The sequence below is a fragment of the Streptomyces ortus genome (assembly GCF_026341275.1).
GTDB classification, from domain to species: domain Bacteria; phylum Actinomycetota; class Actinomycetes; order Streptomycetales; family Streptomycetaceae; genus Streptomyces; species Streptomyces ortus.
Genome location: NZ_JAIFZO010000002.1, coordinates 5,480,974 through 5,506,825 on the forward strand (window position 1 = coordinate 5,480,974; position 25,852 = coordinate 5,506,825).

Below are 25,852 nucleotides of genomic sequence, written 5' to 3' on the forward strand. Positions count from 1 at the left end.
GTTGACGACATGAGTCACCGTGTCGCCCGCCTCTTCGAACCGCTGCTGCGATTGCTCTTTCCCGGAACGGGGCGCAGGCGTCGCCCGGTCACTGCTCCGGTGGGTGCGTGCGCGTGTCCCCCTACTCTTGTGGCGAGGGAGCTACCTCCACCCGGGTCGGCTCGCGTTCCCTGCGGGGTGAGGACCACGTGACGGTCCGTCCTTATCTCGTCGCCCATGAGCGCGAGGAAGCGCGGCGGCAACGGGGGCGGAGGCGTGCCCTGTGGCTCGCCGTGCACGGCGTCGACATCGGGCCGCAGGTCATCCATGGTGTGGAGGTGACCGTGTGATCGGCAACCGGACGGAAACCGCCCGCTTGCTTCCGTGGTCCGGCCCGGAAGGCAAGCCTTGTTACCTCGTCGGCGACGGGAGCGGTCATCTCTCCCGGGTCGCCGACAGAGTCGAGAGCGTGCAGCTCGGCATGGCGGGCGACCTCCTCGATCACGCCGCCCACATGCTCGCGGACGACAAGTCCACCTCCGTGCAGCTTCGTTTCCTGGCGGCTCGGATGGCCGAGGCGCTGCGTGACGTCCACCGCATCGCGGAGAGCCGGGGCGCCCGTCTACCCGATGCCGAGTGCGCCGACCTTGACGGGATCGACGACTCCGACGAGCCCGGCGACGCCGAGAACCTCGTACCGGGATCCTGATCCGCCCGCGCCAACCGGCGCCCCCCCCGCACACCCTGCACACCTTGACCGGGGGCGTACTTCACCTCCTCCGCGTACGCCCCGGTCCGTCGCGCACCACGAGGAGGAGAGGCGGGGATCCCTGGTCGCCCACCAGAATCCTCCAGACGCCCGCGTCCTCGTCCTCGCCCACCCCGTCCGGCCGGATCCCTCCCCTCCGCCCCGCCCAAGGCGCAGAATGGATCACTTCGGCGGGCAGGGACAGCGGGCGGAAGGCGCGGCACATGGCGGTGCAGGTCGAACGGGACGAGGTGGAGCGGCCGTTCGTCCAGCAGCTCACCGCCATGGGCTGGACGCACGTGGCCGGTACGGAGGTCGGTACGCTCGACGCCGGTACGCCTGTCCTTGCCGAGGAGCTCAAGGCCGCCCTGCGGCGCATCAACGTCCGGGCGGCGGACCGCGAACCCTGGATGGACGACACCGATGTCGCCCGCTCCATCGCGGAACTGGCATCCGTCCCACTCGGGAAGGGCGTCGTACAGGCCAATTTCGCCGCCACCGACCTGCTGCTCAGCGGATGCGTCCTCACAGGGCCCTCCGCCGCGCACGGCGGTGCCTCCGCCACCGTCCAGTACATCGAATGGCACCCCGACCACGTCACGCTCAACGACTTCACCGTCGTCGACCAGCTCCGCGTCAAGAACCGTTCCGGGGACGTGTCGATACTCGACATCGTCCTCTTCGTGAACGGCATCCCCCTCGTCGCAGTCGAGTGCAAGAGCCCCGACCTCGCCGAGCCCGTCCGCAGCGCCGTACTCGATCTGCGGCACTACGCCGGCGACCCGATCGACGACGACGAGCGCACCGGAACCGACCTGCCGCTCCCGGGCGGCGTACCCGAGCTGTTCCGGACCGTGCAGTTGCTGGTCGCGGCGACCGGCGAGACCGCCCATCTCGGCACCGTCACCTCCTCGCCCGAGCGCTTCCATCCGTGGCGCAGCGTGAGCCCGGAGAGGGAGAGCACGCTCAGGAAGGAGCTGCCGGACGGCACCGGCAAGCTGACCGAGCAGCACAAGCTCGTGGGTGTCGTCCTGCGGCCTGCCGCCCTGCTGAACTTCGTACGCCATTACGTCATCCCCCTGCCCGTGGAGACCGAGTCCGGGGCGGTCCGGACCGTCAAGGCGGTCGCCCGGCACCAGCAGTACCGGGCCGCCGAGAAGGCTGTACGCAAGCTGCTCTCCGGCCGTCCGCGCGGCGGGCCGGTGCCCGACGACGAGCGTGGCGGTGTCATCTGGCACACCCAGGGCTCCGGCAAGAGTCTGACCATGACCTTCCTCGTGCGCCGGGTCCATCTGCACCCGAAGCTCAGCGAGTTCACGGTCGTGATCGTCACCGACCGCACCCAGCTCCAGGACCAGCTGTCCAAGACCCTGAAGCTGAGCGAGTCGGATGTCGAGAGAGCCGAGACCCGTACGCAGATGGAGGGACTGCTGAGGGACGGTGGCCGACGCGTCGTCTTCGCGATGATCCAGAAGTACGGGGGCGGGTTCACCTTCGCCGCCGAAGCCGAGGGTGACGCCGACGACCGTGATCTCACGAAGGAGTACGACGACGCCGAGCGTGCCGGAAAGGGCCGCAAACGGCGCAAGGGGCCGCCGCCCGTCCCGAACTTCCCCGAGTGCAACACCTCGTCGGACATCCTGGTCCTGGTCGACGAGGCGCACCGCTCGCACACCAGCGTCCTGCACGCGGCCCTGCGCAAGGCCATCCCGAACGCCGCGAAGATCGGTTTCACGGGTACGCCGATCATCACCGGCGAGGCCTCCGACACCCGCCGGATCTTCAGCGGCGGCCCGGACAGCGGCTTCCTGGACGAGTACCGGATGGAGGAGGCCGAGCACGACGGCGTCGTCGTGCGCATCCGCTATGAAGGGCGCACCGGTGAGGGAAGGGTTTATGACAAGGAAGGTCTGGATCGCTCCTTCGAGGACCTGATCCGCGACCGCACGGACGAGGAGAGGGCGACCCTCCTCAACCGGTGGCCCACCGAACGGGACGTCGCCGAGTCGTGGCCGATGATCTGTGCCAAGGCCGAGGACATGCTGGAGCACTGGGTGTGCTGGGTGCTGCCCTCGGGCGGGTTCAAGGCCCAGGTGGCGGCCGTGAGCCGGAAGGCGGCCGTCGAGTACCACCACGCACTGCGCCGGGCTCGCGACCAACTCCTTTCCGAACTCGTCGAGTTCAGGCCGGAGTCCGTTCACGGGATCCCGCTCAAAGAGCTTCCACGGCATCTCCGCTACCTCTACCAGGCGTACGAGTTCCGGGCGATCCTGCGCCGCATCGACTTCGTGCCGGTCGTCTCCCCGGGAGCGGAACGCAAGCGCCGCAAGTGGCTTCACTGGACCGACCCGAGCCGTCAGAAGGCGTACATCGATCGCTTCCACGAAGCGTTCCCACAGCTGCCGCCCGAGCCCGACTGGGTCGCCGCCACGCCCTTCAACGCTCCGGAGCCGGTCATCCACGGGAACGGCCTCGGCGCCGACACTCCCTGGTCCGACATGCCGACCGGGCAGCCGGAGCCGGGACCATCGAAGACCGAGGTTCCCGACCCCGTACATCCGGAGAGCCCCATCGCCTTCCTGATCGTGAAGTCGATGCTTCTCACCGGATTCGATGCCCCGCGCGAGCAGGTGCTCTACCTCGACCGGCCCATCCGGGACGCCGAGCTGCTCCAGGCCGTTGCCCGCGTCAACCGGCCCGCGCCAGGTAAGAAAGTCGGGTACGTCGTGGACTACTACGGCGTGTTCGAGCACCTTTCCAGTGCGCTGGCCGACTACCGGCAGGCCGACGTCGACGACACCATGCGAAGTCTGTCCACGGAGGTGAAAGCCCTCGCGCCCGCCGCCGCGCGGGTACGCGCGTTCCTGAGCGAGCAGGGTGTGACGGACGCGGACCTCACCGACCTCGCCCGACTGCGCGAGGCCGTCCTGTCCTTCGAGGACGAGACCGTCCGTCTCCGTTTCGACGAGGTGTTCCACGAGTTCCTCGCCGTACTGGAACGGGTACTTCCGCACGAGGACGCGTTGGACCACCTTGCCGACGCCCGGCGTTGGGGGATGCTGCAGAAGCGTGTCCGGCGTCTGTACCGGGACGACACGGGCGGGACGTTCACCCTGCGCCGGTACGGACGCAAGGTACGAGCCATGATTGCCGACCATTTGGAAGGACCGGAGATCGAGCAGGTCATCCCGCCCGTCTCGCTCACCTCACCCGTCTTCGACGACATGGTGCGTGAGCTGCCTCCGCGCGAGGCTGCGGCCGAGATGGGGCATGCCCTCCGGTTCCATCTGGAGGAGCGGGTCAAGAGGGAGGACCCGGAGAAGTACGACAGGCTTTCCAGGCGACTGGAGGAGATCCTGAAGCAGATGCCCGGTCGTTTCGAGGAGCAGGTCGAGGAGTTCGAGATGCTCATCGAGCACGCCAGGCAGGAGGACGAGGAGGACCCCGCCCTCGCAGGGCTCAGCCTGCTGGAGCAGCGTGTCCACCGGCTTCTGGATCAGCTCCTTGAGGACAACCCGGGAATCGAGGGTGGCCAGGAGGACACGCGACCTCTGGTCGTCGCCGTGTGTGACACCGCGGCGAGCACGATGTCCAAGGCTTCCTACCAGGGGCAGCACCAGGACATCAACCGTCTCGCGAACGGCATCCAGACACAGCTGATTCGTAGCGGCCTCAGGCCCGCATCCGCCGACTGGGGGCCGCTGACCCATGTCTCCCAGCGACTCGCGGCATACGCGGAGATCAACCGGCAGCAGTTCCTGAGCCGGGCCAGGGGAGAATAGAGCGCGTGACCGCGCTTGCCGACAACCGCCAGGCCGAGACACCCGTGGACGGTGACTCGGTCACCGTCGACGGCATCTCCATGCGCGTGCGGGTGAGTGCCCGCAGGAAGCGGTTCGCGCTCACCGTGGAGCCGGACGCGACCCTGACCCTGCACGTTCCCGAAGGGCGCCCGAAGACGGAGGCGGAGGACTTCGCACGGGCGCACCGGGAGTGGGTGGTCGCTAAACTCGGCCAGCGCGAGCGGACTCGCCCGCTGAACCCCGCGAAACGGCTGACCGAGGGGGAGGTCTTCCGCTACCTGGGGCGGACGTACCGGTTGGCGGTGTCGGACAGCGCACCCGCAGACGGCAGGATCCGGCTGGTCGCCGGTCGGCTGGTGATCGCCCGCAGACAGGCCGAGGACGAGGCGGAGGGGCGTGCTGCGCTGGTCGACTGGTACTGCCGGGCGGGCCGGGCATGGGCCGTCGACCGGGTCCAGCCGTGGGCCGCTCGCATGGCGGTCGGCGAACCTGAGTTGGATGTACGGGACTTGGGGCACAAGTGGGGCGCGTACCGGCCCGGTGAGGGGATGGGGGAGCCGGGTCGGATGAGTCTGGGGTGGCCGCTCTTCCAACTTCCCATGCATCTGGTCGACTACGTCATCGCGCACGAACTGGCCCACGTGAAAGTCTCCGGGCACGGCGCGGACTTCTGGCGGCTGGTGCGGCTCGCGCTGCCCGAGTACGAGGAGCGCCGGGCGGAACTCGACGAGCTGGGCCGCCGCATGTGGATGGGCGAGATCCGCTGAAGGCCGACACCCCGGTTGAGTCCCGGTAAGCGCAAGAACACATCGCCGGCGAACTGGACGACGCCATGAAGGCCGGCAGTCTGAAGGCATCGATGACGATCAAGAAGGGGTCATCGAGAGGATCGGTCAGTTCTGGCATCGCGCGAACGTCCGCACGATGACGGGGAGCGTTCACGCCGATGTCGGGCAGTGCTCATCGGAGAGGGTTAATAGCGGCTCTGACCTGCGAGTTTTTTGGAAGAGGAAGCCGGTCTCCGTACAACCACCCTCCCGGGTCCGGGGTCTCACCGGGTGAGTGGGAACAACACCTGTCCCACTGGTCTCACAGACCCCGGCGGGCGGCCTGATCAACCGTCTCGCCCTCACTCCGACCTCCGTACACACCCCACCCGAAGGGTTCCTTCCGCATGCGCACTTCACGGTTCCTCTCCGCCACCGCCCTCGGGCTCACCCTCGCCGGAGCCGCCCTCCTGGCCCCCGTCACCGCCCAGGCGGACACCGTGGCCGCGGCGACCGTCACCCGCGAGGACGGCTCGATCTGGTACAGGGCCGCCCCCGGCCAGGTGAACGACCTGAAGGTCTCCGTCGAGTACGTCGACGTCGACCCCGAAGGCGACGAGGACCAGTACCTCATCACCTTCCGCGACCAGGTCGACATCACCATCGGCCACGACGCGTGCACCTACCCCTCCCCGGCCGACCACACCGTCGTCCAGTGCACGGAACCCACCCCCCTCGGCTCCGACGACCTGAACCAGTACGACGTCGACCTCGGCGACGGGAACGACACCGCGACGATCGGCACGGGCAGTGCGCAGGGCACGATCCGCGGCGGTGACGGCGCCGACGTCCTCAGGGGCCGGTACGCGAACCAGCTGAGCGGCGGAGCCGGCGACGACCGTATCGAGGGCATCGACGGTTCCTGGATCCGCGGCGCCGACGGCGGTGCCGGCAACGACACCATCCTCGCGAGCTGCGACTACAGCTGCAACGGCGGCGCGGGTGACGACAGGCTCACGGCGGTCAGCGACGACGAGGGGGGCTACACCACCCTGTACGGCGACGACGGCGACGACATCGTGCGCGGGACGACGGGGAACGACTACCTCTACGGCGGCAAGGGCAACGACACGCTGTACGGCCTCGCGGGCGACGACACCATCTACGGCAACACCGGCAACGACACGCTGTACGGCGGCGCGGGCAACGACACCCTCTCCGGCGGCGCGGGCGTGAACAAGGTCCACCAGGACTGAGTCCCACGAGACGGCGGCGGGCACGCGCACCGCGTGCCCGCTGTCCGGAATTCACGGGCAGGACCCTCCCTCTCCACCCGTTCCTCCTACCGTGACGCCATGCCCATGCCCATGCCCATGCCCGCGAGCCTGAGATCCGTACTCGCCGCCCTCGCCGCCGGCCTGGCGGCAGCCACCTGCCTCACCGCCGCCGGCCCCGCCGTCGCCGGGCCCGCCCCCGCCCAGCCGCGCGGCGGGGCCTGCTCGCCCGCCGTCTCCGTCCAGCGCTTCTCCGACGCCCTCGACAAGACGACGTACGAGGGCACGGTCGTCGGCAACTTCTCCGCGCTGGCCGTGGACCGGGACGGGGCGATCGCCGCCCTGTCCGACCGGTCCGCCCTCTTCACCCTCGACCCGACGACCCTGCGCCCGCGCTCCGTCGTCCCGCTGGCCGACGAGAGCGGCGCCGCGCTGGACTCCGAAGGGCTCGTCGTCGATCGCGACGGCAGCCGGCTCGTGTCCTCCGAGACCGAGCCGTCGGTGCGCCGGTACGGGAGGGACGGCACCCTCCTCGGGCGCCTCCCCGTGCCGGACGCCCTGCGCGTCGCCCCGGCCGGGCGCGCCACCGCCAACCAGACCTTCGAGGCGCTGACCCTCCTCCCCGGCGGACGCACCCTGCTGGCCGGCATGGAGGGGGCCCTGGCCGGAGACACCCCCGGTCTCGTGCGCCTCCAGACCTGGCAGCGTGACAGTCATCGTGACTTCCGGCTCGGCCATCAGTACGGCTACCGCACCGACAGCGGTCTCGGGCTCGTCGAGGCCGCCGCCGTCCCCGACGGGCGCCTCCTCGTCCTGGAGCGCGGCTTCACCGCCGGGGTCGGCAACACCGTCCGGCTTTATCTGGCCGACCTCCGGCACGCCACGGACACCTCCCGTGTCGAGGCGCTGACCGGCCAGGACGGCGTACGCCTCGTCCGCAAGACCCTCCTCGCCGACCTCGCGGACTGCCCCTCCCTCGGCGCGACCGCCAAGCAGCCCCAGCCCAACCCGCTCCTCGACAACATCGAGGGCATGGCTGTCACCGGCGCTACCGGTACCAGCGGCGCCACCCGAGGTGCCCTGCGTGTCCTCCTCGTCAGTGACGACAACCAGGGCGCCACCCAGACCACCCGCTTCTACTCCCTCCGCGTGCGCCTCTGAGGAACGCCGATTGTTGCGGAGGGATGAAATCCGCTTCGATCCGTGTTGGTGCCTTCCGGACGATCAGGCCGGGACGAGGGAAGGCATCAGGAGTGACAACGCAGCGGGGATGGGCACGGCGGCTGGCCGGGTACGCGTGGCGGTACCCGAAGGACGTCGTGCTCTCGCTGGGCGCCTCCCTCGCGGGTATGGCCGTCATGGCCCTCGTGCCGCTCATCACCAAGGTGATCATCGACGACGTGGTGGGCGACCACACCCGCGACATGGCCCCCTGGGCGGGCGCGCTCATCGGCGCCGGCGTCCTCGTCTACGTCCTCACCTACATCCGCCGCTACTACGGCGGCCGGCTCGCGCTCGACGTCCAGCACGACCTGCGTACCGACATGTACGAGACGATCGTCCGCCTCGACGGCCGGCGCCAGGACGAGCTGTCGACCGGCCAGGTGGTGGGCCGCGCGACCAGCGACCTCCAGCTCATCCAGGGTCTGCTCTTCATGCTTCCGATGACGATCGGGAACATCCTCCTCTTCCTGATCTCGCTGGGGATCATGGCCTGGCTGTCCCTTCCGCTCACCCTTGTCGCGCTCGCCGTCGCCCCCGCCATCTGGTTCATCGCCCGCCGCAGCCGCTCCAAGCTGCACCCGGCGACCTGGTACGCGCAGGCGCAGGCCGCCGCGGTGGCCGGGGTCGTGGACGGCGCGGTCAGCGGCGTACGGGTGGTGAAGGGCTTCGGGCAGGAGGACCAGGAGACCGGGAAGCTGCGCGAGATCGGCCGACGGCTCTTCGCGGGGCGGCTGCGCACGATCCGGCTCAATTCCAAGTACACCCCCGCCCTCCAGGCCGTCCCGGCGCTCGGGCAGGTCGCCATGCTGGCGCTCGGCGGCTGGCTGGCGGTGAAGGGCGAGGTCACCCTCGGTACGTTCGTCGCCTTCTCCTCCTATCTCGCCCAGCTCGTGGGGCCCGTGCGCATGCTCGCCATGGTCCTCACCGTCGGCCAGCAGGCCCGCGCGGGCGCCGAACGCGTCCTGGAGCTGATCGACACCCGCCCTTCGATGGAGGACGGCACGAAGGACCTGCCGGCCGACGCGCCCGCGACCGTCGAGTTCGACGGCGTGTCCTTCTCCTACGAGGACGACCGCCCGGTCCTGGACGGCCTCAGCTTCGAGATCCGCTCCGGCGAGACCCTCGCGGTCGTCGGCTCCTCCGGCTCCGGCAAGTCCACGGTGTCCCTGCTCCTGCCCCGCTTCTACGACGTGAGCGGCGGAGCGGTCCTCATCGGCGGCCTCGACGTGCGCGAGCTGACCCTCGACTCGCTGCGGGCCGCCATCGGACTCGTCCCCGAGGACTCGTTCCTCTTCTCGGACACCGTCGAGTCGAACATCGCGTACGGCCGCCCCGAGGCCACCCGGGAGGAGATCGAGACCGCCGCCCGCGCCGCCCAGGCGCACGGCTTCATCTCCGCGCTGCCCGACGGCTACGACACCAAGGTCGGCGAGCACGGCCTCACCCTCTCCGGCGGCCAGCGCCAGCGCGTGGCCCTGGCCCGCGCGATCCTCACCGATCCGCGCCTGCTGGTCCTGGACGACGCCACCTCCGCCGTCGACGCCAGGGTCGAGCACGAGATCCACGAGGCCCTGCGCGGGGTCATGGCGGGCCGCACCACCCTCCTCATAGCCCACCGCCGCTCCACCCTGAACCTCGCCGACCGCATCGCCGTCCTCGAAGACGGCCGCCTCGCCGACATCGGCACCCACGAGGAGCTGACCGAGCGCTCGCCGCTCTACCGCCGCCTGCTCACCGACCCGGACGAACTGGGCGGAGTCTCGCCCGGCCACCCCGAGCTGACCTGCCCGCCGTCCTGTCCGCCCGAGGACACCTCCGTACGGGACGAGCTGGACGCCGAGTTCGACGCCGAGCGCGGTGTCACCCCGCGCCTGTGGACCGGCGACCGCGAACCCAAGGACACCGCGCTGGCCGGGATGCCCGCCACCCCCGGCCTCCTCGCCCAGGTCGACGCCCTGCCGCCCGCCACCGACACCCCCGCCGTCGACGAGGCGCGCGCGGTCACCCCGGAGGAGTCGTACGGGCTGCGGCGCCTGCTGCGGGGCTTCGGGCTCCCGCTGCTCGTCAGCCTCGGACTCGTCGCCGTCGACGCGGGCATGGGCCTGCTGCTGCCGGTCCTGATCCGGCACGGCATCGACGAGGGCGTCTCCGAGATGGCGCTCGGCGGGGTGTGGGCGGCCTCCGTCATCGCCCTGATCAGCGTGCTCGTCCAGTGGGCGGCGCAGACCGGCGAGATCCGGATGACCGGCCGCACCGGCGAACGGGTCCTGTACGCGCTCCGGCTGAAGATCTTCGCGCAGCTCCAGCGGCTCGGGCTCGACTACTACGAGCGCGAGCTGACCGGCCGGATCATGACCCGGATGACGACGGACGTGGACGCGCTGTCCACGTTCCTGCAGACCGGCCTGGTCACCGCCTTCGTCTCCGTCGTCACCTTCTTCGGCATCATGGCCGCGCTGCTCGTCATCGACGTACAGCTCGCGCTGGTCGTCTTCCTGACGCTGCCGCCGCTGATCGTCGGCACGTTCTTCTTCCGCAGGTCCAGCGTGAAGGCGTACGAACTGGCCCGTGAGCGGGTGTCCGTGGTGAACGCGGACCTCCAGGAGTCGGTGTCGGGACTGCGGATCCTCCAGGCGTTCAGGCGCGAGGGCTCGGGCGGGCGGCGGTTCGCCGAAGGCAGCGACAGCTACCGCCAGGCGCGCATCCGCGGGCAGTGGCTGATCTCGGTCTACTTCCCGTTCGTGCAGCTGCTGTCCTCGGTGGCCGCCGCGGCCGTGCTGGTCGTGGGCGCGGGCCGGGTCGACGCGGGCACGCTCACCACCGGCGCGCTGGTGGCCTACCTCCTCTACATCGACCTGTTCTTCGCGCCCGTGCAGCAGCTCTCGCAGGTCTTCGACGGCTACCAGCAGGCGACCGTCTCCCTCGGCCGGATCCAGGAACTGCTCCAGGAACCGACCTCGACGAAGGCCGCCGCCGCGCCCCGTGAGGTGCCGTCCCTGCGCGGCGAGATCGCCTTCGAGGACGTCGACTTCGCGTACGGGGCCGCCCACGGGGCCACGAAGAGCGAGGAGGCGCTCAGCGGGGTGCGGCTGACCATCCCCGCCGGGCAGACCGTCGCGTTCGTCGGCGAGACCGGCGCGGGCAAGTCGACCCTGGTGAAGCTGGTGGCCCGGTTCTACGACCCCACCGGCGGCCGGGTCACGGTCGACGGCACCGACCTGCGCTCGCTGGACCTGACCTCGTACCGGCACCGGCTCGGCGTCGTCCCGCAGGAGGCGTACCTCTTCCAGGGCACCGTCCGGGACGCCATCGCGTACGGCCGTCCCGACGCCACGGACGCGGCGGTGGAGGCGGCGGCCCGCGCGGTCGGCGCGCACGACATGATCGCCACGCTGGACGGCGGCTACCTCCACGAGGTCGCAGAGCGAGGCCGCAACCTCTCGGCCGGCCAGCGCCAGCTGATCGCGCTGGCCCGTGCCGAACTGGTCGACCCGGACATCCTGCTCCTCGACGAGGCCACCGCCGCGCTCGACCTGGCCACCGAGGCCCAGGTCAACCAGGCCACCGACCGCATCGCGGGCCGCCGCACCACCCTGGTCGTGGCACACCGGCTGACCACGGCCGCGCGCGCGGACCGGGTCGTGGTGATGGCCGACGGGCGGGTCGCGGAGGACGGCACGCACCACGAACTGCTCGCCCGGGGCGGCCGGTACGCGCGGCTCTGGCGGACGTTCGTGGGGGAGCCGGACCCGGTCGGCACCGGGAACTGACCGACGCGAACACGCGGAAAAGCCGCAACCGACGGGTAGGGCAACCGTTCCCCGTACGCCATGCGTCCGTACAGCAGTACGTCGAAGCAGGGCATCACCTGTCGTGGGCCGTGGAGGGACACCAGTGGACATGGGCGCGATACGCCGACGCCTCACGCTCGGCACCGCCGTGCTGACGGCGTCCGGGCTGCTGGCACTCGCGGGCCCGGTGGGCGAGGCCTCGGCGGCGTCCCCGTGCGCCGGGCGGAAGGTGCGCACGCTGCCCTTCTCCACCGGCCATGTGGACGTCCACAAGAAGCGCGGTTACGTGTGCGCGGTGACCTACGCCAAGAAGGTGGGCGCCCGCCGCTACATGATGGTGAGCGTGCAGGCCCGGGGCAGCGAGCGCGTGCCGAACGCGGGCAGGTTCGTGCGGTACGCGGGCCCGGTACGGGTGCACGCGGGCCACCGCTGCGTACGGATCAAGGGGGCCGTCGGCTCGGGCTCGGTCAGCACGGGCTGGATCCTCTGCTGAGTTGTCCGGCGGTTCATTTGCCGACTTGTGCGGCATGTCCCGAACATCCCCTGGTGTGGCAGCTGTTGCTGAGCTAAGTTCCGGCGGACATCTGCGTATTCAGGGGAGAACGCATGCGCAAGACGCTCAGATGGCTGTTGTCCCTCGTGGTGCTCATAGGCACCGTGAGCACGGCCGGCGCGGCCACCGCCGCCCAGCCGGACGCCGCCACCGCAACCCACCTCGTCACGGACGAGTCGGCGGACATCAAGGACCGTCTCCTCGCGATACCGGGCATGAGCCTGATCGAGGAGAAGCCCTACACGGGCTACCGCTTCTTCGTCCTCAACTACACCCAGCCGGTCGACCACCGGCACCCGTCCAAGGGCACCTTCCAGCAGCGCATCACCGTGCTGCACAAGGACACCGCCCGTCCGACGGTCTTCTACACCGGCGGCTACAACGTCTCCACGACGCCGAGCCGCCGCGAGCCGACCCAGATCGTGGACGGCAACCAGGTCTCGATGGAGTACCGCTACTTCACTCCGTCCCGGCCCGCCCCCGCCGACTGGTCGAAGCTCGACATCTGGCAGGCGGCCAGCGACCAGCACCGCATCTTCAAGGCCCTCAAGCCGATCTACGACAAGAAGTGGGTCTCCACGGGCGGTTCGAAGGGCGGCATGACCGCCACGTACTTCGAGCGTTTCTACCCGCGTGACATGGACGGCGTCGTCGCGTACGTCGCCCCCAACGACGTCGTGAACAACGAGGACTCGGCGTACGACCGCTTCTTCGCCAAGGTCGGCACCAAGGAGTGCCGCACCCGGCTGAACGCGGTGCAGCGCGAGGCGCTCGTCCGCCGTACCGCGCTGGAGAAGAAGTACAAGGAGGTGGCAGCCGCCGAGGGCTACACCTTCAACACCATCGGCAGCCTGGACCGGGCGTACGAGGCGGTCGTCCTCGACTACGTCTGGGGCTTCTGGCAGTACAGCCTGCTCGCCGACTGCGACACGATCCCGGCGGACGCGAAGAACGCCACGGACGACGAGATCTGGACGTCGATCGACACGATCTCCGGCTTCTCGTTCTACACGGACCAGGGCCTCTCGCCCTACACGCCGTACTACTACCAGGCGGGCACGCAGCTCGGTGCGCCGACGATCGTCTTCCCGCACATCGAGAAGAAGTACATCCGCTACGGCTACCAGCCGCCGCGCAACTTCGTGCCGCGTGACATCAAGATGAAGTTCCAGCCCGGTGTCATGCGCAGCGTCGACTCCTGGGTCAAGCACAACGCGAACCGGATGCTGTTCGTGTACGGGCAGAACGACCCGTGGGGCGCCGAGCAGTTCCGCCTCGGCAAGGGCGCGCGCGACTCGTACGTCTTCACCGCCCCGGGCATGAACCACGGCGCCAACGTCGCGGGTCTCGTCCCCGACCAGAAGGCGCTCGCCACGGCCCGCATCCTGGAGTGGGCGGGCGTCGCCACGGCCGCGGTCCAGGCGGACCCGGAGAAGGCGAAGCCGCTGGCCAAGTACGACTCGAAGCTGGACAAGCGCACGGTCGAGCGTCAGCTCCGCCCGTAGCGGCTCCGGCCGCACATGTGGTGCTGCGCCCGTCCGTCGGGCTACAACGGGCGGGCGCAGCCCACCGGCTCCGCTCCACCGAGCTGGACGAACAGCTCGGTGGACGCGGGGCAGTCGGGGCGCTTCGCGACAGCCGCCGTCACCCGGTACTCGGGGACGTTCTCGGCCGTGCCGTCGCACGCGGTCTCGCGGACCTCGCCCGCCCCCGCGCCGTATACGCAGTCGCCGACGATCGTGCGCGGGCCTCCGCCGCCGCCCGGGTCGCCGGGGTGCGGGGGCTCCAGGTTGCGCATACAGGCGTACCCCTGCGGGACCGCGCCGTCGCCGTCCTCGTCGGCGGAGGGCCGCCGCTCGCTGATGTGCAGCACGAAGTCCGTGGTGGCGGGGCAGGGCTGCCCGCCGCGTGCCCCGCCGTCGTGCCGCGCGAGCACACGCGCCGCCGCCCGCTCGCTCGTGCAGGGCACCTCGGCGAACGACTCCCGTCCGAACGAACTGCACTCGTCGATCCCGAGGAACACCAGCCCGTACCCCGAGGCCCGGGTCGGAACCGGACCGGGAGGCGTCCGCCGCGCGTGACCGTTCCCCTCGCCCTCGCCGTCACCGTTGCCGTTCCCGTCGGTCCCGGACGACTGCGCGCATCCGGTGAGGGCGGCCAGCACCAGCATCAGCAGCGCGCACACCAGCGGCGCGCACAGCATGACCGCCGTCGCGTCGGCGGACTTCCTGCCGACGGACCGCGCCCGGTGCGCCCCCGTGCCGTGTGCACCCATGCCGCGTGCGCCCGCGCTTCGTGCGTCGCGCATGGCACCTCCCCCCGATCATCCCCAGCCCAGCGTGACCCGCCGGGGCGGGCCCCGCCAGGCGTACGGGGCGCTTTGCGTCACTTGGGGATGCGGACGGGGGCGCACGTCGTAGGCCCGGTACGCCAGGCCCGGACGCGCGCCCCCGCCAAGGGGAGGGGCGGGCGTCAGTAGGTCAGGCCGTGCCCCACGGGATACAGCACCACCGCCGGATCGTCCGCCCGCTGCACCGGCACCGGCAGCCTGCCGCGCGGACCGACCCGCCCGGCGAGCACCCGTACCGCGGCCCGCAGCTCGACGTCCGTCCACGAGTACGACGCCAAGTAGGCCCTGACGTCCGGCAGTTGAGCCACGTCGTACGGGTTGCGGATGGCGAGCGCGACCACCGGGCGGCCGGTGGCGAGCAGTTGGTTGACCAGGGTGCGCTGGGCGGAGGCGGCGGTGACGTTGTACGTCCCCACCAGCACGGCGTCCGCGTCCTGGGCCGCCGCGACGGCCTTCGCGACGGTCGCGGCCGAGGGCGCCGTGCCCGTGGACAGCACGGTCGGGACGAACCCCAGCTCGGTGAGGGCGTTCGCCAGGACGGTCGTGGGCGGGCCCGTGGTGCCGGAGGGCGAGGCCGGATCGGCCCCGACGACGAGCACCTTCCGGTGCGTACGCCGGGACAGCGGCAGCAGGCCGCCGGAGTTGACGAGCAGCGTCGTCGTCCGCTCGGCGACACGGTCGGCGGCCTTGAGGTGGGAGGGGATCCCGACCGTGCGGTCGACCCCCCGCCCCGTGACGTACGGGTCCTTCAGCAGTCCCAGCTTCGCCTTCAGCCGCAGGACGCGCAGGATCGATTCGTCCAGGCGGGCCTCGGTCAGCTCGCCGCCGCGGACGGCCGCCAGGACGGCGTTCCAGGCGATGTCCAGCTTCGGCGGGTTGAGGAGCTGGTCCACGCCGGCCTTCAGGGCGAGTACGGGCACCCGGTCGTCGCCGTACTTCGTGCGGACGCCCTCCATGCCGAGCGAGTCCGTCACCACGACCCCGTCGTAGCCGAGCCTCTCGCGCAGGATGCCGGTGAGGATCGGGCGGGAGAGGGTCGCCGGGTCGCCGGCCGGGTCGAGCGCCGGGACCATGATGTGCGCGGTCATGATCGAGTCGATGCCGGCGGCGATCGCGGCCTTGAACGGCGGCGCGTCCAGCTCGGCCCACTGCGCCTCGGTGTGCGCGATGACCGGGAAGCCGTAGTGGCTGTCGGTCTCGGTGTCGCCGTGCCCCGGGAAGTGCTTGGAGGTGGCGGCGACCCCGGCACCCTGATAGCCCTTCACCTGCGCGGCGACCAGGCCCGCCACGGCCTGGGGGTCGGAGCCGAAGGAGCGGACGCCGATGACCGGGTTGGCCGGGTTCACGTTCACGTCGGCGACCGGGGCGTAGTCCTGGAGGATGCCCATCGTGCGCAGCTCGGCGCCGCCGATGCGCCCGGCGGTGCGGGCGTCGGTACGCGAACCGCCCGCGCCCAGGGCCATCGCGCCGGGGAAGAGCGTCGCGGGCGTGCCCACCCGGGCCACTATGCCGTGCTCCTGGTCGGTGGAGATCAGCACGGGGAGGCCGCGGGGCTGTTCGAGCGAGGCCTTCTGGATGCCGTTGCTCAGGTCCGCGATCTGGTGCGGTTCGCGGGTGTTGTGGGCCCACCCGAAGTAGATGATCCCGCCGACCCGGTACTTCGCGATCAGCTCGGCGGCCGTCCGTACGCCGATCTCCGCGAGGTTGGCGTCGATGTCGGCCTGGTCGGGTGCGGTGGCCGAGTGCCCGTACACCCGCATCACGAAGAGCTGTCCGACCTTCTCTTCGAGCGACATACGGGAGATGAGGGCCCTCAGCCGTTTGTCCTCGTGCTTGTTGTCCTCGCGCTTCTTGTCCTCGTGCTTGGCGGCGGCCAGGGCGGGGGTGGCGCCGGCGACGGCTGCCGCCGCGCCCGCGGTGGCAGCGAGCAGCGTACGTCTGGAGGTGTGCACGTGCGCTCCTTCCGGAGAGGGCCCGGGGACCCGTGGAGGGGCGAGCAGGAATGAACCCTTGCGGAGTCCTGCGGAGTCCTGCGGAGTCCTTGGGTGGATCCCCGATAGATCCCCGAAGGATCCTTGAAGAAAACTGCCAAGGAGTCACGGATATCCGGGAAATTACTGCCAGTCAATAGCGCGGACGGACGACGCGGTGGGTGGCGCCGGGGTCGCGCCGGAATGGCGCCGGGGGCCTCGCGATGGCGCCGGGGGAGGGACCGTCACCGGCGCTGTTGGAGGGGCGCGCGCCGGTGACGGCGTGCTGCCGGCCGCAGACGGCGGAGAGGGTAGTCAGCGATCGCAGCCAGCAGCGAGGCCGACACCGCACTGCGGAGACTCATCCGGCAGCATGCGAATTGGACGGGGGGCGGGGGGGATGGGTTCCCGGGAACCGTTGGATTGGCGCCAAGTCGGGACGGGGGAGGGCGGGAGTGCGTGGCGTGGCCCCCGGGGGCTTGCGGTTCGGCCGACCCGCAGGGCCCGCGCCGTGCGCCCGTGCCCGTGCCCGTGCCCGTGCCCGTGCCCCGGAGGGTTGCGCCGTTCCCCGCGCCCCTAAAAGATTGCGCCGTTCCCCGCGCCCCTGAGGGGGTGGGTCGTTCGCCGTGTCCCCGGAGGGTTGCGCCGTTTCTCGCGCCCCTAAAAGATTGCGCCGTTCCCCGCGCCCCTGAGGGGGTGGGTCGTTCGCCGTGTCCCCGGAGGGTTGCGCCGTTTCTCGCGCCCCTAAAAGACTGCGCCGTTCCCCGCGCCCCTGGAAGGGGGGCCGGGGGTGAAATTGCGGGGGGGTGTGGGTTATGCCGCCTCGTTCAGGAGTTGGGAGAGGTAGTTGTGGCCCGCCGACAGCAGTCCCTCCAGGGGGGCGGCCGATTCGTACCAGCGCTTCTCGTACTCCCAGCACAGCCAGCCGTCCCATCCCTCGCGGGAGAGCACATCGACGCACTCGGTGAGCGGAAGGACCCCCGCCCCGAGCGCCAGCGGAGTCGTGTCGTCCGCCGACGCGATGTCCTTGACCTGGACATAGCCGAGGAACGGCGACAGCGCCGCAAAGCTCGCCGACGGCTGCTCCCCACCGAGCCACGTGTGCATGACGTCCCAGAGCGCCCCCGCCTGACGGTGCCCGACGGGCCCGAGGACGCGGATCGCGTCGGCGCCGGTGCGGTGCGAGTCGTGGGTCTCCAGCAGGATCCGTACACCGAGGTCGGCCGCGTACTCGGCCGCCGTGCCCAGCCGCCGGGCGGCCGTCGCGTCGGCCTCCTCGGCGCTCTGCCCGGGGTCCTGTCCGGGCGTCGTGGGACCGGAGTCGCCGCCGGGGAAGACCCGGATGAAGGGCGCGCCCAAGTCCCGCGCGAGGAGCAGGAGATCGCGGATCTCGGCGAGCACGGGCTCGTCGTCGCCCGGCGCCGCCACCCGCGCGTACCCCGCCAGGCCCAGGATCTCGACGCCCGCCGTCTTGAACTCGGCGGCCACCTCGGCCCGCGCGGTGAGGTCGAGGCCGGTGTGCACGGGCTCCTCGGGATGCGTACGCAACTCGACGCCGTGATAGCCGTGGGAGGCGGCGAGTCGCACCACGTCGCTGATCGGGAGTCCGGGTACACCGAGGGTGGAGAAGGCCAGTTTCACGAAATCGCACCTTCGCTGTCGATCGAGGCGGGCGAGTCAGGACTACGGGCGCGGGTGTGTCCGCGGGTCGTTCCGGCCGGAGTGCCGGCGGTGCCGGGAGCCCCGAACGCGCCCGGGACGGTGCGCCACGAAACGGACCCTACCCGCCGCTCGCGTTCTCTCACTTCCGTGTCACTCCTGTGTTCCGAGCAGGTCCAGCCGCCAGTCCTGGCCGACGAGATCGGCGCCGAAGGAGCGGTGCGGCTTCTCGTCGACGAGGACGAAACCGTGCCGCAGGTAGATGCGGCGCGCGGAGGTCAGGACGTCGTTCGTCCACAGGACCATCTCCCGGTAGCCGACCCCCCGGGCGAACCCGACACAGGCGCTCACCAGCCGGTCGCCGATGCCGAGGCCGCGCGCGTCCGGCTCGACGAGCAGCAGGCGCAGCCGGGCGGTGCCGGGTGCCTCGTCGCGTACGCACATCACGCTGCCGACCTGACGGCCGTCCACCTCCGCGATCCACACCCGCTCCAGGTGCGGGTCGTGGTCCTCGGCGAAGTCGGCGACGATCCGGGCGACCAGCCCTTCGTAGTCCGTGTTCCAGCCGTGCTCGGCGGTGTAGAGCGCCGCGTTGCGCTGCACGATCCAGCCGAGGTCGCCCGGCCGGGGCTCGCGCAGCAGGACGTCCTCGCGGCGCGGAGGCCGGAGTCGCGCGTCCGAGAGGATCTCGCGGATGTCCCGCATCGCCCCGGTGAGCCGGGCCCGGTCCTCGGGCGGCACGGTCGAGAGCAGCGAGCCGACCGAGTCCCGCGAGCGCTCGTCCAGCAGGTCGGCGGTCTCCCGCCCGCGCGCCGTGAGGGTGACGCTGCGGCGCCGGGTGTCCTTCTCCGAAGGCGTCCGCTCGATGAGCCCGTCCTTCTCGAACTTCGTCAGCAGCCGGCTCAGATAGCCGGAGTCGAGGGAGAGTTCGGTACGGAGGTCGGCGGTGTCCGTACGGGGGGAGTGGGCCAGCTCGTACAGCACGCGGGACTCCGTGAGCGTGTACGGGGCGTGGAGCCGACGGCTGTAGTCCAGCGCGCCGATGAGGTTGGTGTAGAAGCGGTTGAAGGCGCGGATCTCCGGAACGGTCATGACACATGACCCCTGTCTCGCGGTGACGGCGACGGTGACGGTGACGGTGACGGCGAGGGCATTGCGAGATTGCTGACTTAGTCAGGGATTATGCCTGCTGCGGGCGATTCTCGACCAGGCCCCTTGGCGGTTTCCTGCGCGACGGCCCGGATAGCCTTCCGAGGTGCTGCAGTACGACGATCTGACGCCCGTGGAACGTGCCGTCTGGGATGCCTTTCCCGAGGGCCGGCTCGTGGACCTGCGCAGCGGGGTCCTGGAGGAGGACGACGCCGTCGGCGAAAGCGCGTGGGGCTCCGGGCGCACGGTCCGGGCCGAGGTCCTGACGGCCCTGCTGCTGGGGGCGAACCAGGTCCGGCCGGGAGCCGTCGCGGCACTGAACCTCACCGGCGCGCGGATCGTCGGCAGCCTCGACCTGGAGGGCGGCGACATCGCCCACACGGTCCACCTCGCGTCGTGCAGGCTGGAGGAGACCGTGAACGTGCGCGGCAGCGCCACCCGGACGATCCGGCTGAGGAACTGCCGCGTCCTGGACATCAATGCGCAGATGGCCCGTATCGAAGGCCGCCTCGACCTGCGCGGAACGACCCTGCGGGGCGGCCGGATCGCGCTCACCAACGCCCATGTCTCCGGAGAACTGGTCCTGAACGGGGCGACGTTGGAGGCCGAGGGCAAGTGGGCGCTGTTCGCCGGCGGGCTCGTCGCGGAGGGGGCGGTCTTCTGCCGCGGGCTCACCGCGAGGGGAGGGTTCCGGCTGCTGGGGGCCCAGCTGTCCGGCGGGCTGTTCCTGGGCGGGGCGCGGTTGGAGAACCCGGAGGGTGAGGCGCTGCTCGCCGACACCGCCACCGTGAAGACGCTGGAGCTGACCGACGGGTTCAGCGCCACCGCTGCCGTGCGGTTGCGCGGGGCGCACATCACGAACCGGCTGTCGGTGCGGGGCGCGGCCCTCGGCGAGGCGGGCGCCGCGCTGGACCTCGCCCGGCTGCAGGTGGCCGAGCTCGACCTCACGCCCGCGGTCGCCCCGCCCGGCGGCATCGACCTGCGCAGCGCTCGCGTCGAGGTCCTGCGCGACAACGAGACCTGCCGGACGGCGCGTGTGCGACTGGAGGGGCTCGTCTACGCGTCCCTGCACGCGGACGACGCGCCGCCCGCCGGACCCGGCGAACGCGTCGGGGCGGCCCGCAGGGTCGCGTGGCTGCGCCGCTCGCCCGGCTACAGCCCGCAGCCGTACGAGCAGCTCGCCGGCTGGTACCGCCTCATCGGTCACGACGACGACGCCCGCCTCGTGCTGCTGGAGAAGCAGCGGCACCGGCGCGGCACGCTCCACCCCTTCGCCCGGCTCTGGGGCCGCGTCTTCGACGCCACGGTCGGCTACGGCTACCGCCCCTGGCGGGCAGGCGGCTGGCTGATCCTGCTGTCGCTGATCGGGACGCTGGTCTTCCGGGCCCACACGCCCACACCGAACAAGGAGGGCGAGGGGCCGCCGTTCAGTGCCCTGGCCTACACGCTGGACCTGCTGATCCCGATCGGCGGATTCGGCCAACGCGGCTCCTGGCACTGGAAGGACCCGGCCGTCATGGGCCTCTCGTACGCGCTGATCGCGGCGGGCTGGCTACTGACAACGGCAGTGGTAGCAGGCATAACCCGCTCCCTAAACAAAACCTGACCCCCCAACAGCCCCGACTAAACCCGCCCGCCCCCCACTCCCCAAGGGGCGCGGGGAACGGCGCACTCAGCCTCGACTGGGCGGCAGCGGAAAGCAGGGCTGCCCGCCCTCACCCAGGGGCGCGGGGAACTGCGCGCTCAACTTCCACTGGGCCGCAGTGGAAAGCCAGGAGCTGCCCGCCACTCACCCAGGGGCGCGGGGACAAGCGCACTCAGCCTTCACCGGGCCGCAGCGGAAAAGCGCGGCCGCCCCCAACCCACCCAGGGGCGCGGGGAACGGCGCAACACCCCCACCTACCCGCACCCGAAAAGCACCCCCACCCCAAGCCCCCAGCCCCTCAAGACTCCCTCGGCCCGCCGACGGACCCCGCACCATCAACTCCCCCCGAATCACCGCGATCCCCCCGGGCGGAACCCCCTCCCGCCCCATGGCGATCCGCCCCGCCCGCGCCCCCGCGTCGGCCAACGGCAACCGCACCGTCGTCAACGCCGGCACCGCGTCGATGCTGAACGGCAGGTCGTCGAACCCGACCACGGACACATCGTCCGGAATCCGCAACCCGGAGTCCCGCAACGCCGCACAAGCACCCAGCGCCACCGTGTCGTTCGCGGCCACGACAGCAGTCAAGCCCGGTTCACGGCGCAGGAGTTCGAGCGTCGCCTCGTACCCCGCCCGCCGGTCGTACCGCCCGTGCACCGTCCACCCGGGATCATCCGCGATGCCGTGCGCGGCGAGCGCGTCCCGGTGCCCCTCCAGCCGATGACGCGTGGTCGTCCGTTCCTCCGGCCCCGCGATGTACCCCATCCGCCGGTGCCCGAGCCCGATCAGATGCTCGGTGAGCAGCTTTCCGCCACCCCGGTTGTCGAAGGTGAGCGCCACCGAGTCGGTGTCCGCCGGCGCGGGAGGCCGCCCGCACAGCACCACCCGCGTCCCCGCCTCACCGAGCTTGCGCAGCTTCGTCGCCACGGCCGTCGCGTGCGCGGTGTTCTCCACGGCCCCACCGGTCAGTACGACCGCCGCCGCACGCTGCCGCTGAAGCAGCGTGAGGTAGGTGAGTTCGCGCTCCGGAGAGCCGCCGGTGTTGCACACGACGGCGAGCCGCTCCCCGCCCGCCCGTCCCCCGGGCCCCCCGATCTCGGACTGGATCGCCCCCGCCATGATCCCGAAGAACGGGTCGGCGATGTCGTTGACCAGGATCCCGACCAGGTCGGAGGTGGCCGCCGCGAGCGCGCTGGCGGGGCCGTTGAGCACGTAGTCCAGGTCGTCCACGGCCCGCAGCACCCGTTCACGGGTGGAGGCCGCCACGGGGTAGTTGCCGTTCAGCACGCGCGACACCGTCGCGGGCGAGACCTGCGCGCGGGCCGCCACGTCCGCCAGGGTCACCGTCATCTCGAAGTCCTCCGGTCGCGCATCTCGTCATCGTCCTCAGAGCCGCACCACCGCGGCGCCGTCCCACTCCACCGCCGGACCGCTTCGCCGTCGGCGCCGCTCCCGCGCCCCGAGTGACGCAGACCTCACGGCCAGGGGGCGGCACGGCCCACACGGCCCCGGCCCCGCCCCCGGGTTCAGGCTCGTGCTGACCCTACGGCCACGAGCCCGCCCTGTTCGCCCCCTCGAACAACTCGCCACCCCCGCGGTCTTGTCCGATCCGCTGCACAGAGGCTAGCTTCTTCTTACATAGAAAGCGCTTGCTGCGACGCTCGCCAGTTCGTACGCGGCGCGGGACGCGTACGGAGGGAATGACGTGACACGCAAGACGGTGCGCATCGCCATGAACGGCGTGACGGGACGCATGGGCTACCGCCAGCACCTCGTCCGCTCGATCCTCGCCCTGCGCGAACAGGGCGGCCTCGACCTCGGCGACGGTGACGTGCTCTGGCCCGAACCGGTCCTCGTGGGGCGCCGCGAGCACGCCCTGAAGGCGCTCGCCGACCAGCACGGCATCGAGCACTGGTCCACCGACCTGGACGCCGTCCTCGCCGACCCGACCGTCGACATCTACTTCGACGCCCAGGTCACCTCGGCCCGCGAGGAGGCACTCAAGAAGGCGATCGCGGCCGGCAAGCACCTCTACACGGAGAAGCCGACCGCCACCGGCCTCGACGGCGCCCTCGCCCTGGCCCGCCTGGCGAACGACGCCGGCATCAAGCACGGCGTCGTCCAGGACAAGCTCTTCCTCCCCGGACTGCTCAAGCTCAAGCGCCTCATCGACGGCGGCTTCTTCGGCCGTGTCCTGTCCATCCGCGGCGAGTTCGGCTACTGGGTCTTCGAGGGCGACTGGCAGCCCGCCCAGCGCCCCTCGTGGAACTACCGGGCCGAGGACGGCGGCGGCATCGTCGTCGACATGTTCCCGCACTGGGAGTACGTGCTGCACGAACTGTTCGGCCGCGTGAAGTCGGTCCAGGCGCTCACCGCCACCCACGTCCCGCAGCGCTGGGACGAGGGCGACAAGCCCTACGACGCCACCGCCGACGACGCGGCGTACGGCATCTTCGAACTCGACGGCGGCGCGATCGCCCAGATCAACTCCTCCTGGGCGGTCCGCGTCAACCGCGACGAACTCGTCGAGTTCCAGGTCGACGGCACCGAGGGCTCGGCCGTCGCCGGACTGCGCAACTGCCGCGTCCAGCACCGCTCGGCGACCCCCAAGCCGGTCTGGAACCCGGACATCCCCGCCACCGAGGTCTTCCGCGACCAGTGGCAGGAGGTGCCCGACAACGCCGAGTTCGACAACGGCTTCAAGGCCCAGTGGGAGCTGTTCCTCCGCCACGTCTACGCCGACGCCCCCTACCACTGGGACCTCCTGGCCGGCGCCCGCGGCGTCCAGCTCGCCGAGCTGGGCCTGAGGTCCTCCGCCGAAGGCCGCCGCTTCGACGTCCCGGAGATCTCCCTGTGACCATCGAACTCCCGGGCGCCGACGGCAGGTCGCACACCTACACCCCCCGCCCCGACCCCCTCCCCGTCACCACCGGCGCCCCCTTCGCCGCCCGTACGGTCTTCTCGGCGGCCCACGTGGTCGCCGACCCGTACGCGGACGTCTCACCCGACTCGCCCGCCGCCGTCGACTGGGACGCCACCCTCGCCTTCCGCCGCCATCTGTGGTCCCACGGACTGGGCGTCGCCGAGGCCATGGACACCGCTCAGCGCGGCATGGGCCTCGACTGGGCGGGCGCGGCCGAGCTGATCCGCCGCTCGTCGGCCGAGGCGAAGGCGGTCGGCGGCCTGATCGCCTGCGGCGTGGGCACCGACCAGCTGCCGGCCACCGGGACCGCGGACCCGTACGGCTCGTACGGGCTGGACGACGTACGGGCCGCGTACGAGGAGCAGCTGGCCCTCGTCGAGGAGTCCGGCTCGCAGGCCATCCTGATGGCCTCCCGCGCGCTGGCCGCCGTTGCCAAGGGCCCCGAGGACTATCTGGAGGTCTACGGCCACCTGCTGCGCCAGGCCGCCGAACCGGTGGTCCTGCACTGGCTGGGCCCGATGTTCGACCCGGCTCTCGACGGCTACTGGGGCAGCACCGACCTGGACGCCGCCACCGGCACCTTCCTTGAGGTCATCGCCGCCCACCCCGACAAGGTCGACGGCATCAAGGTCTCCCTGCTGGACGCGCAGCGCGAGATCGACCTGCGCCGCAAGCTCCCCGACGGGGTGCGCTGCTACACCGGCGACGACTTCAACTACCCCGAGCTGATCGCGGGCGACGACCAGGGCTTCAGCCACGCCCTGCTCGGCATCTTCGACCCGCTGGGCCCGCTCGCCGCAGAGGCTGTACGGACCCTGGACACGGGTGACGTACACGGCTTCCGCTCGCTCCTCGACCCCACGGTCGAACTCTCCCGCCACCTCTTCCAGGCCCCCACCCGCTTCTACAAGACGGGCGTGGTGTTCCTGGCCTGGCTCGCGGGCCACCAGTCCCACTTCACGATGGTCGGCGGCCTCCAGTCGGCCCGCTCGCTGCCCCACCTGTCCCGGGCGTACGAACTCGCCGACGGCCTGGGCCTGTTCCCCGACCCGGCGCTCGCGGAGGCCCGCATGAAGACCCTGCTCTCCCTCTACGGAGTGAACCAGTGACCCCGAGCACCCTGCCGGCCGCGGCGGACCTCTCCCGCTTCAGCATCAACCAGATGACGGTCAAGCAGCTGTCCATGCCGGAACTGGTGGACGCGTGCGTGGCGCTGGGCGTCCCGGCGGTGGGCCTGTGGCGGGCCCCCGTCCAGACGTACGGCCTGGCCGCGACGGCCAAGCTGGTCCGTGACGCGGGCCTCACGGTCACCACCCTCTGCCGCGGCGGCTTCCTCACGGCGATCGGCCCGGCCGAGCGGGCGGAGGCGCTGGACGACAACCGCCTGGCGATCGACGAGGCGGCCACCCTGGGTACGGACACGCTCGTCCTGGTCTCGGGCGGCCTCCCGGCGGGCTCCAAGGACCTGCACGGCGCCCGGGAACGGATCGCGGACGCACTGGGTGAACTGGGCCCGTACGCAGAGGAGCGCGGCGTACGACTCGCCATCGAACCGCTCCACCCGATGTACGCCGCCGACCGCTGCGTGGTCTCCACGCTCACCCAGGCCCTGGACCTCGCGGAACGCTTCCCCGCGCACCAGGTCGGCGTCACGGTCGACACGTACCACATCTGGTGGGACGACCGGGCCCCCGAGCAGATCGCCCGCGCGGGCGCCGCCGGCCGCATCCACACCTTCCAGCTCGCCGACTGGACGACCCCGCTCCCCGAGGGCGTCCTCAACGGCCGCGGCCAGCTCGGCGACGGCTCGATCGACATGCGCGAGTGGAAGGCGTACGTCGAGGCGGCGGGCTACACGGGCCCCATCGAAGTAGAACTCTTCAACGACGGCCTGTGGGCCAGGAACGGCCGAGAGGTCCTCGCGGAGACGGCCGCACGCTTCACGGAACACACGGCCTGATCAGCCCGGACACGGGCCCCCGCCCCCACTCGACGGCGGTACCCGCCCCGCCTCGAA

At 71.2% G+C, this 25,852-nt stretch carries 17 protein-coding genes and 1 pseudogene; 13 read left to right on the top strand and 5 right to left on the bottom strand.

Going from position 1 to position 25,852, the window contains the following annotated elements; all coding sequences use genetic code 11:
- Positions 1 to 188: 188 nt before the first annotated feature.
- From K3769_RS27640 to K3769_RS27680, 9 genes are all read left to right on the top strand, one after another.
- A complete protein-coding gene (locus tag K3769_RS27640; RefSeq protein WP_267028981.1) occupies positions 189 to 329 on the top strand; it encodes a hypothetical protein in 141 nt (46 codons plus the stop codon).
- The gene (locus tag K3769_RS27645) at positions 326 to 688 is read left to right on the top strand and encodes a hypothetical protein (protein ID WP_267028982.1); all 363 of its coding nucleotides are present in this window, start codon (positions 326 to 328) and stop codon (positions 686 to 688) included. The genes K3769_RS27640 and K3769_RS27645 overlap by 4 nt, the downstream gene beginning before the upstream one ends.
- A gap of 263 nt (positions 689 to 951) precedes the next feature.
- Positions 952 to 4,509 (top strand): type I restriction endonuclease subunit R, encoded by a 3,558-nt coding sequence (locus K3769_RS27650; protein WP_267028983.1) that lies wholly within the window; start codon positions 952 to 954, stop codon positions 4,507 to 4,509.
- Between the two features lie 5 nt (positions 4,510 to 4,514).
- A complete protein-coding gene (locus K3769_RS27655; protein WP_267028984.1) occupies positions 4,515 to 5,297 on the top strand; it encodes a M48 family metallopeptidase in 783 nt (260 codons plus the stop codon).
- Between the two features lie 407 nt (positions 5,298 to 5,704).
- Entirely contained in the window at positions 5,705 to 6,553 is an 849-nt protein-coding gene (locus K3769_RS27660; protein WP_267028985.1) for a calcium-binding protein, read from the top strand.
- 99 nt (positions 6,554 to 6,652) lie between these two features.
- Positions 6,653 to 7,732 carry an esterase-like activity of phytase family protein gene (locus tag K3769_RS27665; RefSeq protein WP_267028986.1) on the top strand — a complete coding sequence of 360 codons (1,080 nt, stop codon included), beginning with the start codon at positions 6,653 to 6,655 and terminating at the stop codon, positions 7,730 to 7,732.
- 92 nt (positions 7,733 to 7,824) lie between these two features.
- The gene (locus K3769_RS27670) at positions 7,825 to 11,565 is read left to right on the top strand and encodes an ABC transporter ATP-binding protein (protein ID WP_267028987.1); all 3,741 of its coding nucleotides are present in this window, start codon (positions 7,825 to 7,827) and stop codon (positions 11,563 to 11,565) included.
- A gap of 130 nt (positions 11,566 to 11,695) precedes the next feature.
- On the top strand, positions 11,696 to 12,079 hold the full coding sequence (locus K3769_RS27675) for a hypothetical protein (RefSeq protein ID WP_282566259.1): 384 nt from the start codon (positions 11,696 to 11,698) through the stop codon (positions 12,077 to 12,079).
- A gap of 113 nt (positions 12,080 to 12,192) precedes the next feature.
- Positions 12,193 to 13,644, top strand: coding sequence for a S28 family serine protease (locus K3769_RS27680; protein WP_267028989.1), 1,452 nt, complete (start codon positions 12,193 to 12,195; stop codon positions 13,642 to 13,644).
- A 41-nt stretch (positions 13,645 to 13,685) separates the two neighbouring features.
- On the opposite strand, the gene K3769_RS27685 is transcribed toward K3769_RS27680, so the two are convergent.
- The 4 genes from K3769_RS27685 to K3769_RS27700 form a co-directional block, all read right to left on the bottom strand.
- Positions 13,686 to 14,342 carry a hypothetical protein gene (locus K3769_RS27685; RefSeq protein ID WP_267031574.1) on the bottom strand — a complete coding sequence of 219 codons (657 nt, stop codon included), beginning with the start codon at positions 14,340 to 14,342 and terminating at the stop codon, positions 13,686 to 13,688.
- 269 nt (positions 14,343 to 14,611) lie between these two features.
- The gene (locus K3769_RS27690) at positions 14,612 to 16,441 is read right to left on the bottom strand and encodes a glycoside hydrolase family 3 protein (RefSeq protein WP_308216407.1); all 1,830 of its coding nucleotides are present in this window, start codon (positions 16,439 to 16,441) and stop codon (positions 14,612 to 14,614) included.
- Positions 16,442 to 17,272: 831 nt separating this feature from the next.
- Positions 17,273 to 18,100: a sugar phosphate isomerase/epimerase family protein gene (locus tag K3769_RS27695; RefSeq protein ID WP_267028990.1), complete on the bottom strand. Its 828-nt coding sequence runs from the start codon at positions 18,098 to 18,100 to the stop codon at positions 17,273 to 17,275.
- A gap of 171 nt (positions 18,101 to 18,271) precedes the next feature.
- The gene (locus K3769_RS27700; protein ID WP_267028991.1) at positions 18,272 to 19,210 is read right to left on the bottom strand and encodes a bifunctional helix-turn-helix transcriptional regulator/GNAT family N-acetyltransferase; all 939 of its coding nucleotides are present in this window, start codon (positions 19,208 to 19,210) and stop codon (positions 18,272 to 18,274) included.
- 163 nt (positions 19,211 to 19,373) lie between these two features.
- On the opposite strand from K3769_RS27700, the gene K3769_RS27705 reads away from it, so the two are divergent.
- Positions 19,374 to 20,873 (top strand): oxidoreductase, encoded by a 1,500-nt coding sequence (locus tag K3769_RS27705; protein ID WP_267028992.1) that lies wholly within the window; start codon positions 19,374 to 19,376, stop codon positions 20,871 to 20,873.
- Between the two features lie 357 nt (positions 20,874 to 21,230).
- Here K3769_RS27705 and K3769_RS27710 read toward each other — a convergent pair.
- Positions 21,231 to 22,262: pseudogene (locus K3769_RS27710) on the bottom strand (LacI family DNA-binding transcriptional regulator); the annotation flags it as partial.
- 355 nt (positions 22,263 to 22,617) lie between these two features.
- On the opposite strand from K3769_RS27710, the gene K3769_RS27715 reads away from it, so the two are divergent.
- The 3 genes from K3769_RS27715 to K3769_RS27725 are packed head-to-tail and all read left to right on the top strand — an operon-like array spanning position 22,618 to position 25,795.
- The gene (locus K3769_RS27715; protein WP_267028994.1) at positions 22,618 to 23,769 is read left to right on the top strand and encodes a Gfo/Idh/MocA family protein; all 1,152 of its coding nucleotides are present in this window, start codon (positions 22,618 to 22,620) and stop codon (positions 23,767 to 23,769) included.
- On the top strand, positions 23,766 to 24,944 hold the full coding sequence (locus K3769_RS27720; protein ID WP_267028995.1) for a dihydrodipicolinate synthase family protein: 1,179 nt from the start codon (positions 23,766 to 23,768) through the stop codon (positions 24,942 to 24,944). Before K3769_RS27715 ends, K3769_RS27720 begins: the two co-directional genes overlap by 4 nt.
- Before the next feature lie 53 nt (positions 24,945 to 24,997).
- Complete coding sequence (locus tag K3769_RS27725; RefSeq protein ID WP_267031576.1) at positions 24,998 to 25,795, top strand: sugar phosphate isomerase/epimerase family protein; 798 nt, start codon at positions 24,998 to 25,000, stop codon at positions 25,793 to 25,795.
- Positions 25,796 to 25,852: the final 57 nt, after the last annotated feature.

Bases quoted from the DNA above. Each gene is read 5' to 3' on its own strand.
- K3769_RS27650 (WP_267028983.1), top strand. From the start codon at position 952: ATGGCGGTGCAGGTCGAACGGGACGAGGTGGAGCGGCCGTTCGTCCAG.
- K3769_RS27660 (WP_267028985.1), top strand. From the start codon at position 5,705: ATGCGCACTTCACGGTTCCTCTCCGCCACCGCCCTCGGGCTCACCCTC.
- K3769_RS27665 (WP_267028986.1), top strand. From the start codon at position 6,653: ATGCCCATGCCCATGCCCATGCCCGCGAGCCTGAGATCCGTACTCGCC.
- K3769_RS27675 (WP_282566259.1), top strand. From the start codon at position 11,696: ATGGGCGCGATACGCCGACGCCTCACGCTCGGCACCGCCGTGCTGACG.
- K3769_RS27680 (WP_267028989.1), top strand. From the start codon at position 12,193: ATGCGCAAGACGCTCAGATGGCTGTTGTCCCTCGTGGTGCTCATAGGC.
- K3769_RS27685 (WP_267031574.1), bottom strand. From the start codon at position 14,342: ATGCTGTGCGCGCCGCTGGTGTGCGCGCTGCTGATGCTGGTGCTGGCC.
- K3769_RS27700 (WP_267028991.1), bottom strand. From the start codon at position 19,210: ATGACCGTTCCGGAGATCCGCGCCTTCAACCGCTTCTACACCAACCTC.
- K3769_RS27725 (WP_267031576.1), top strand. From the start codon at position 24,998: ATGACGGTCAAGCAGCTGTCCATGCCGGAACTGGTGGACGCGTGCGTG.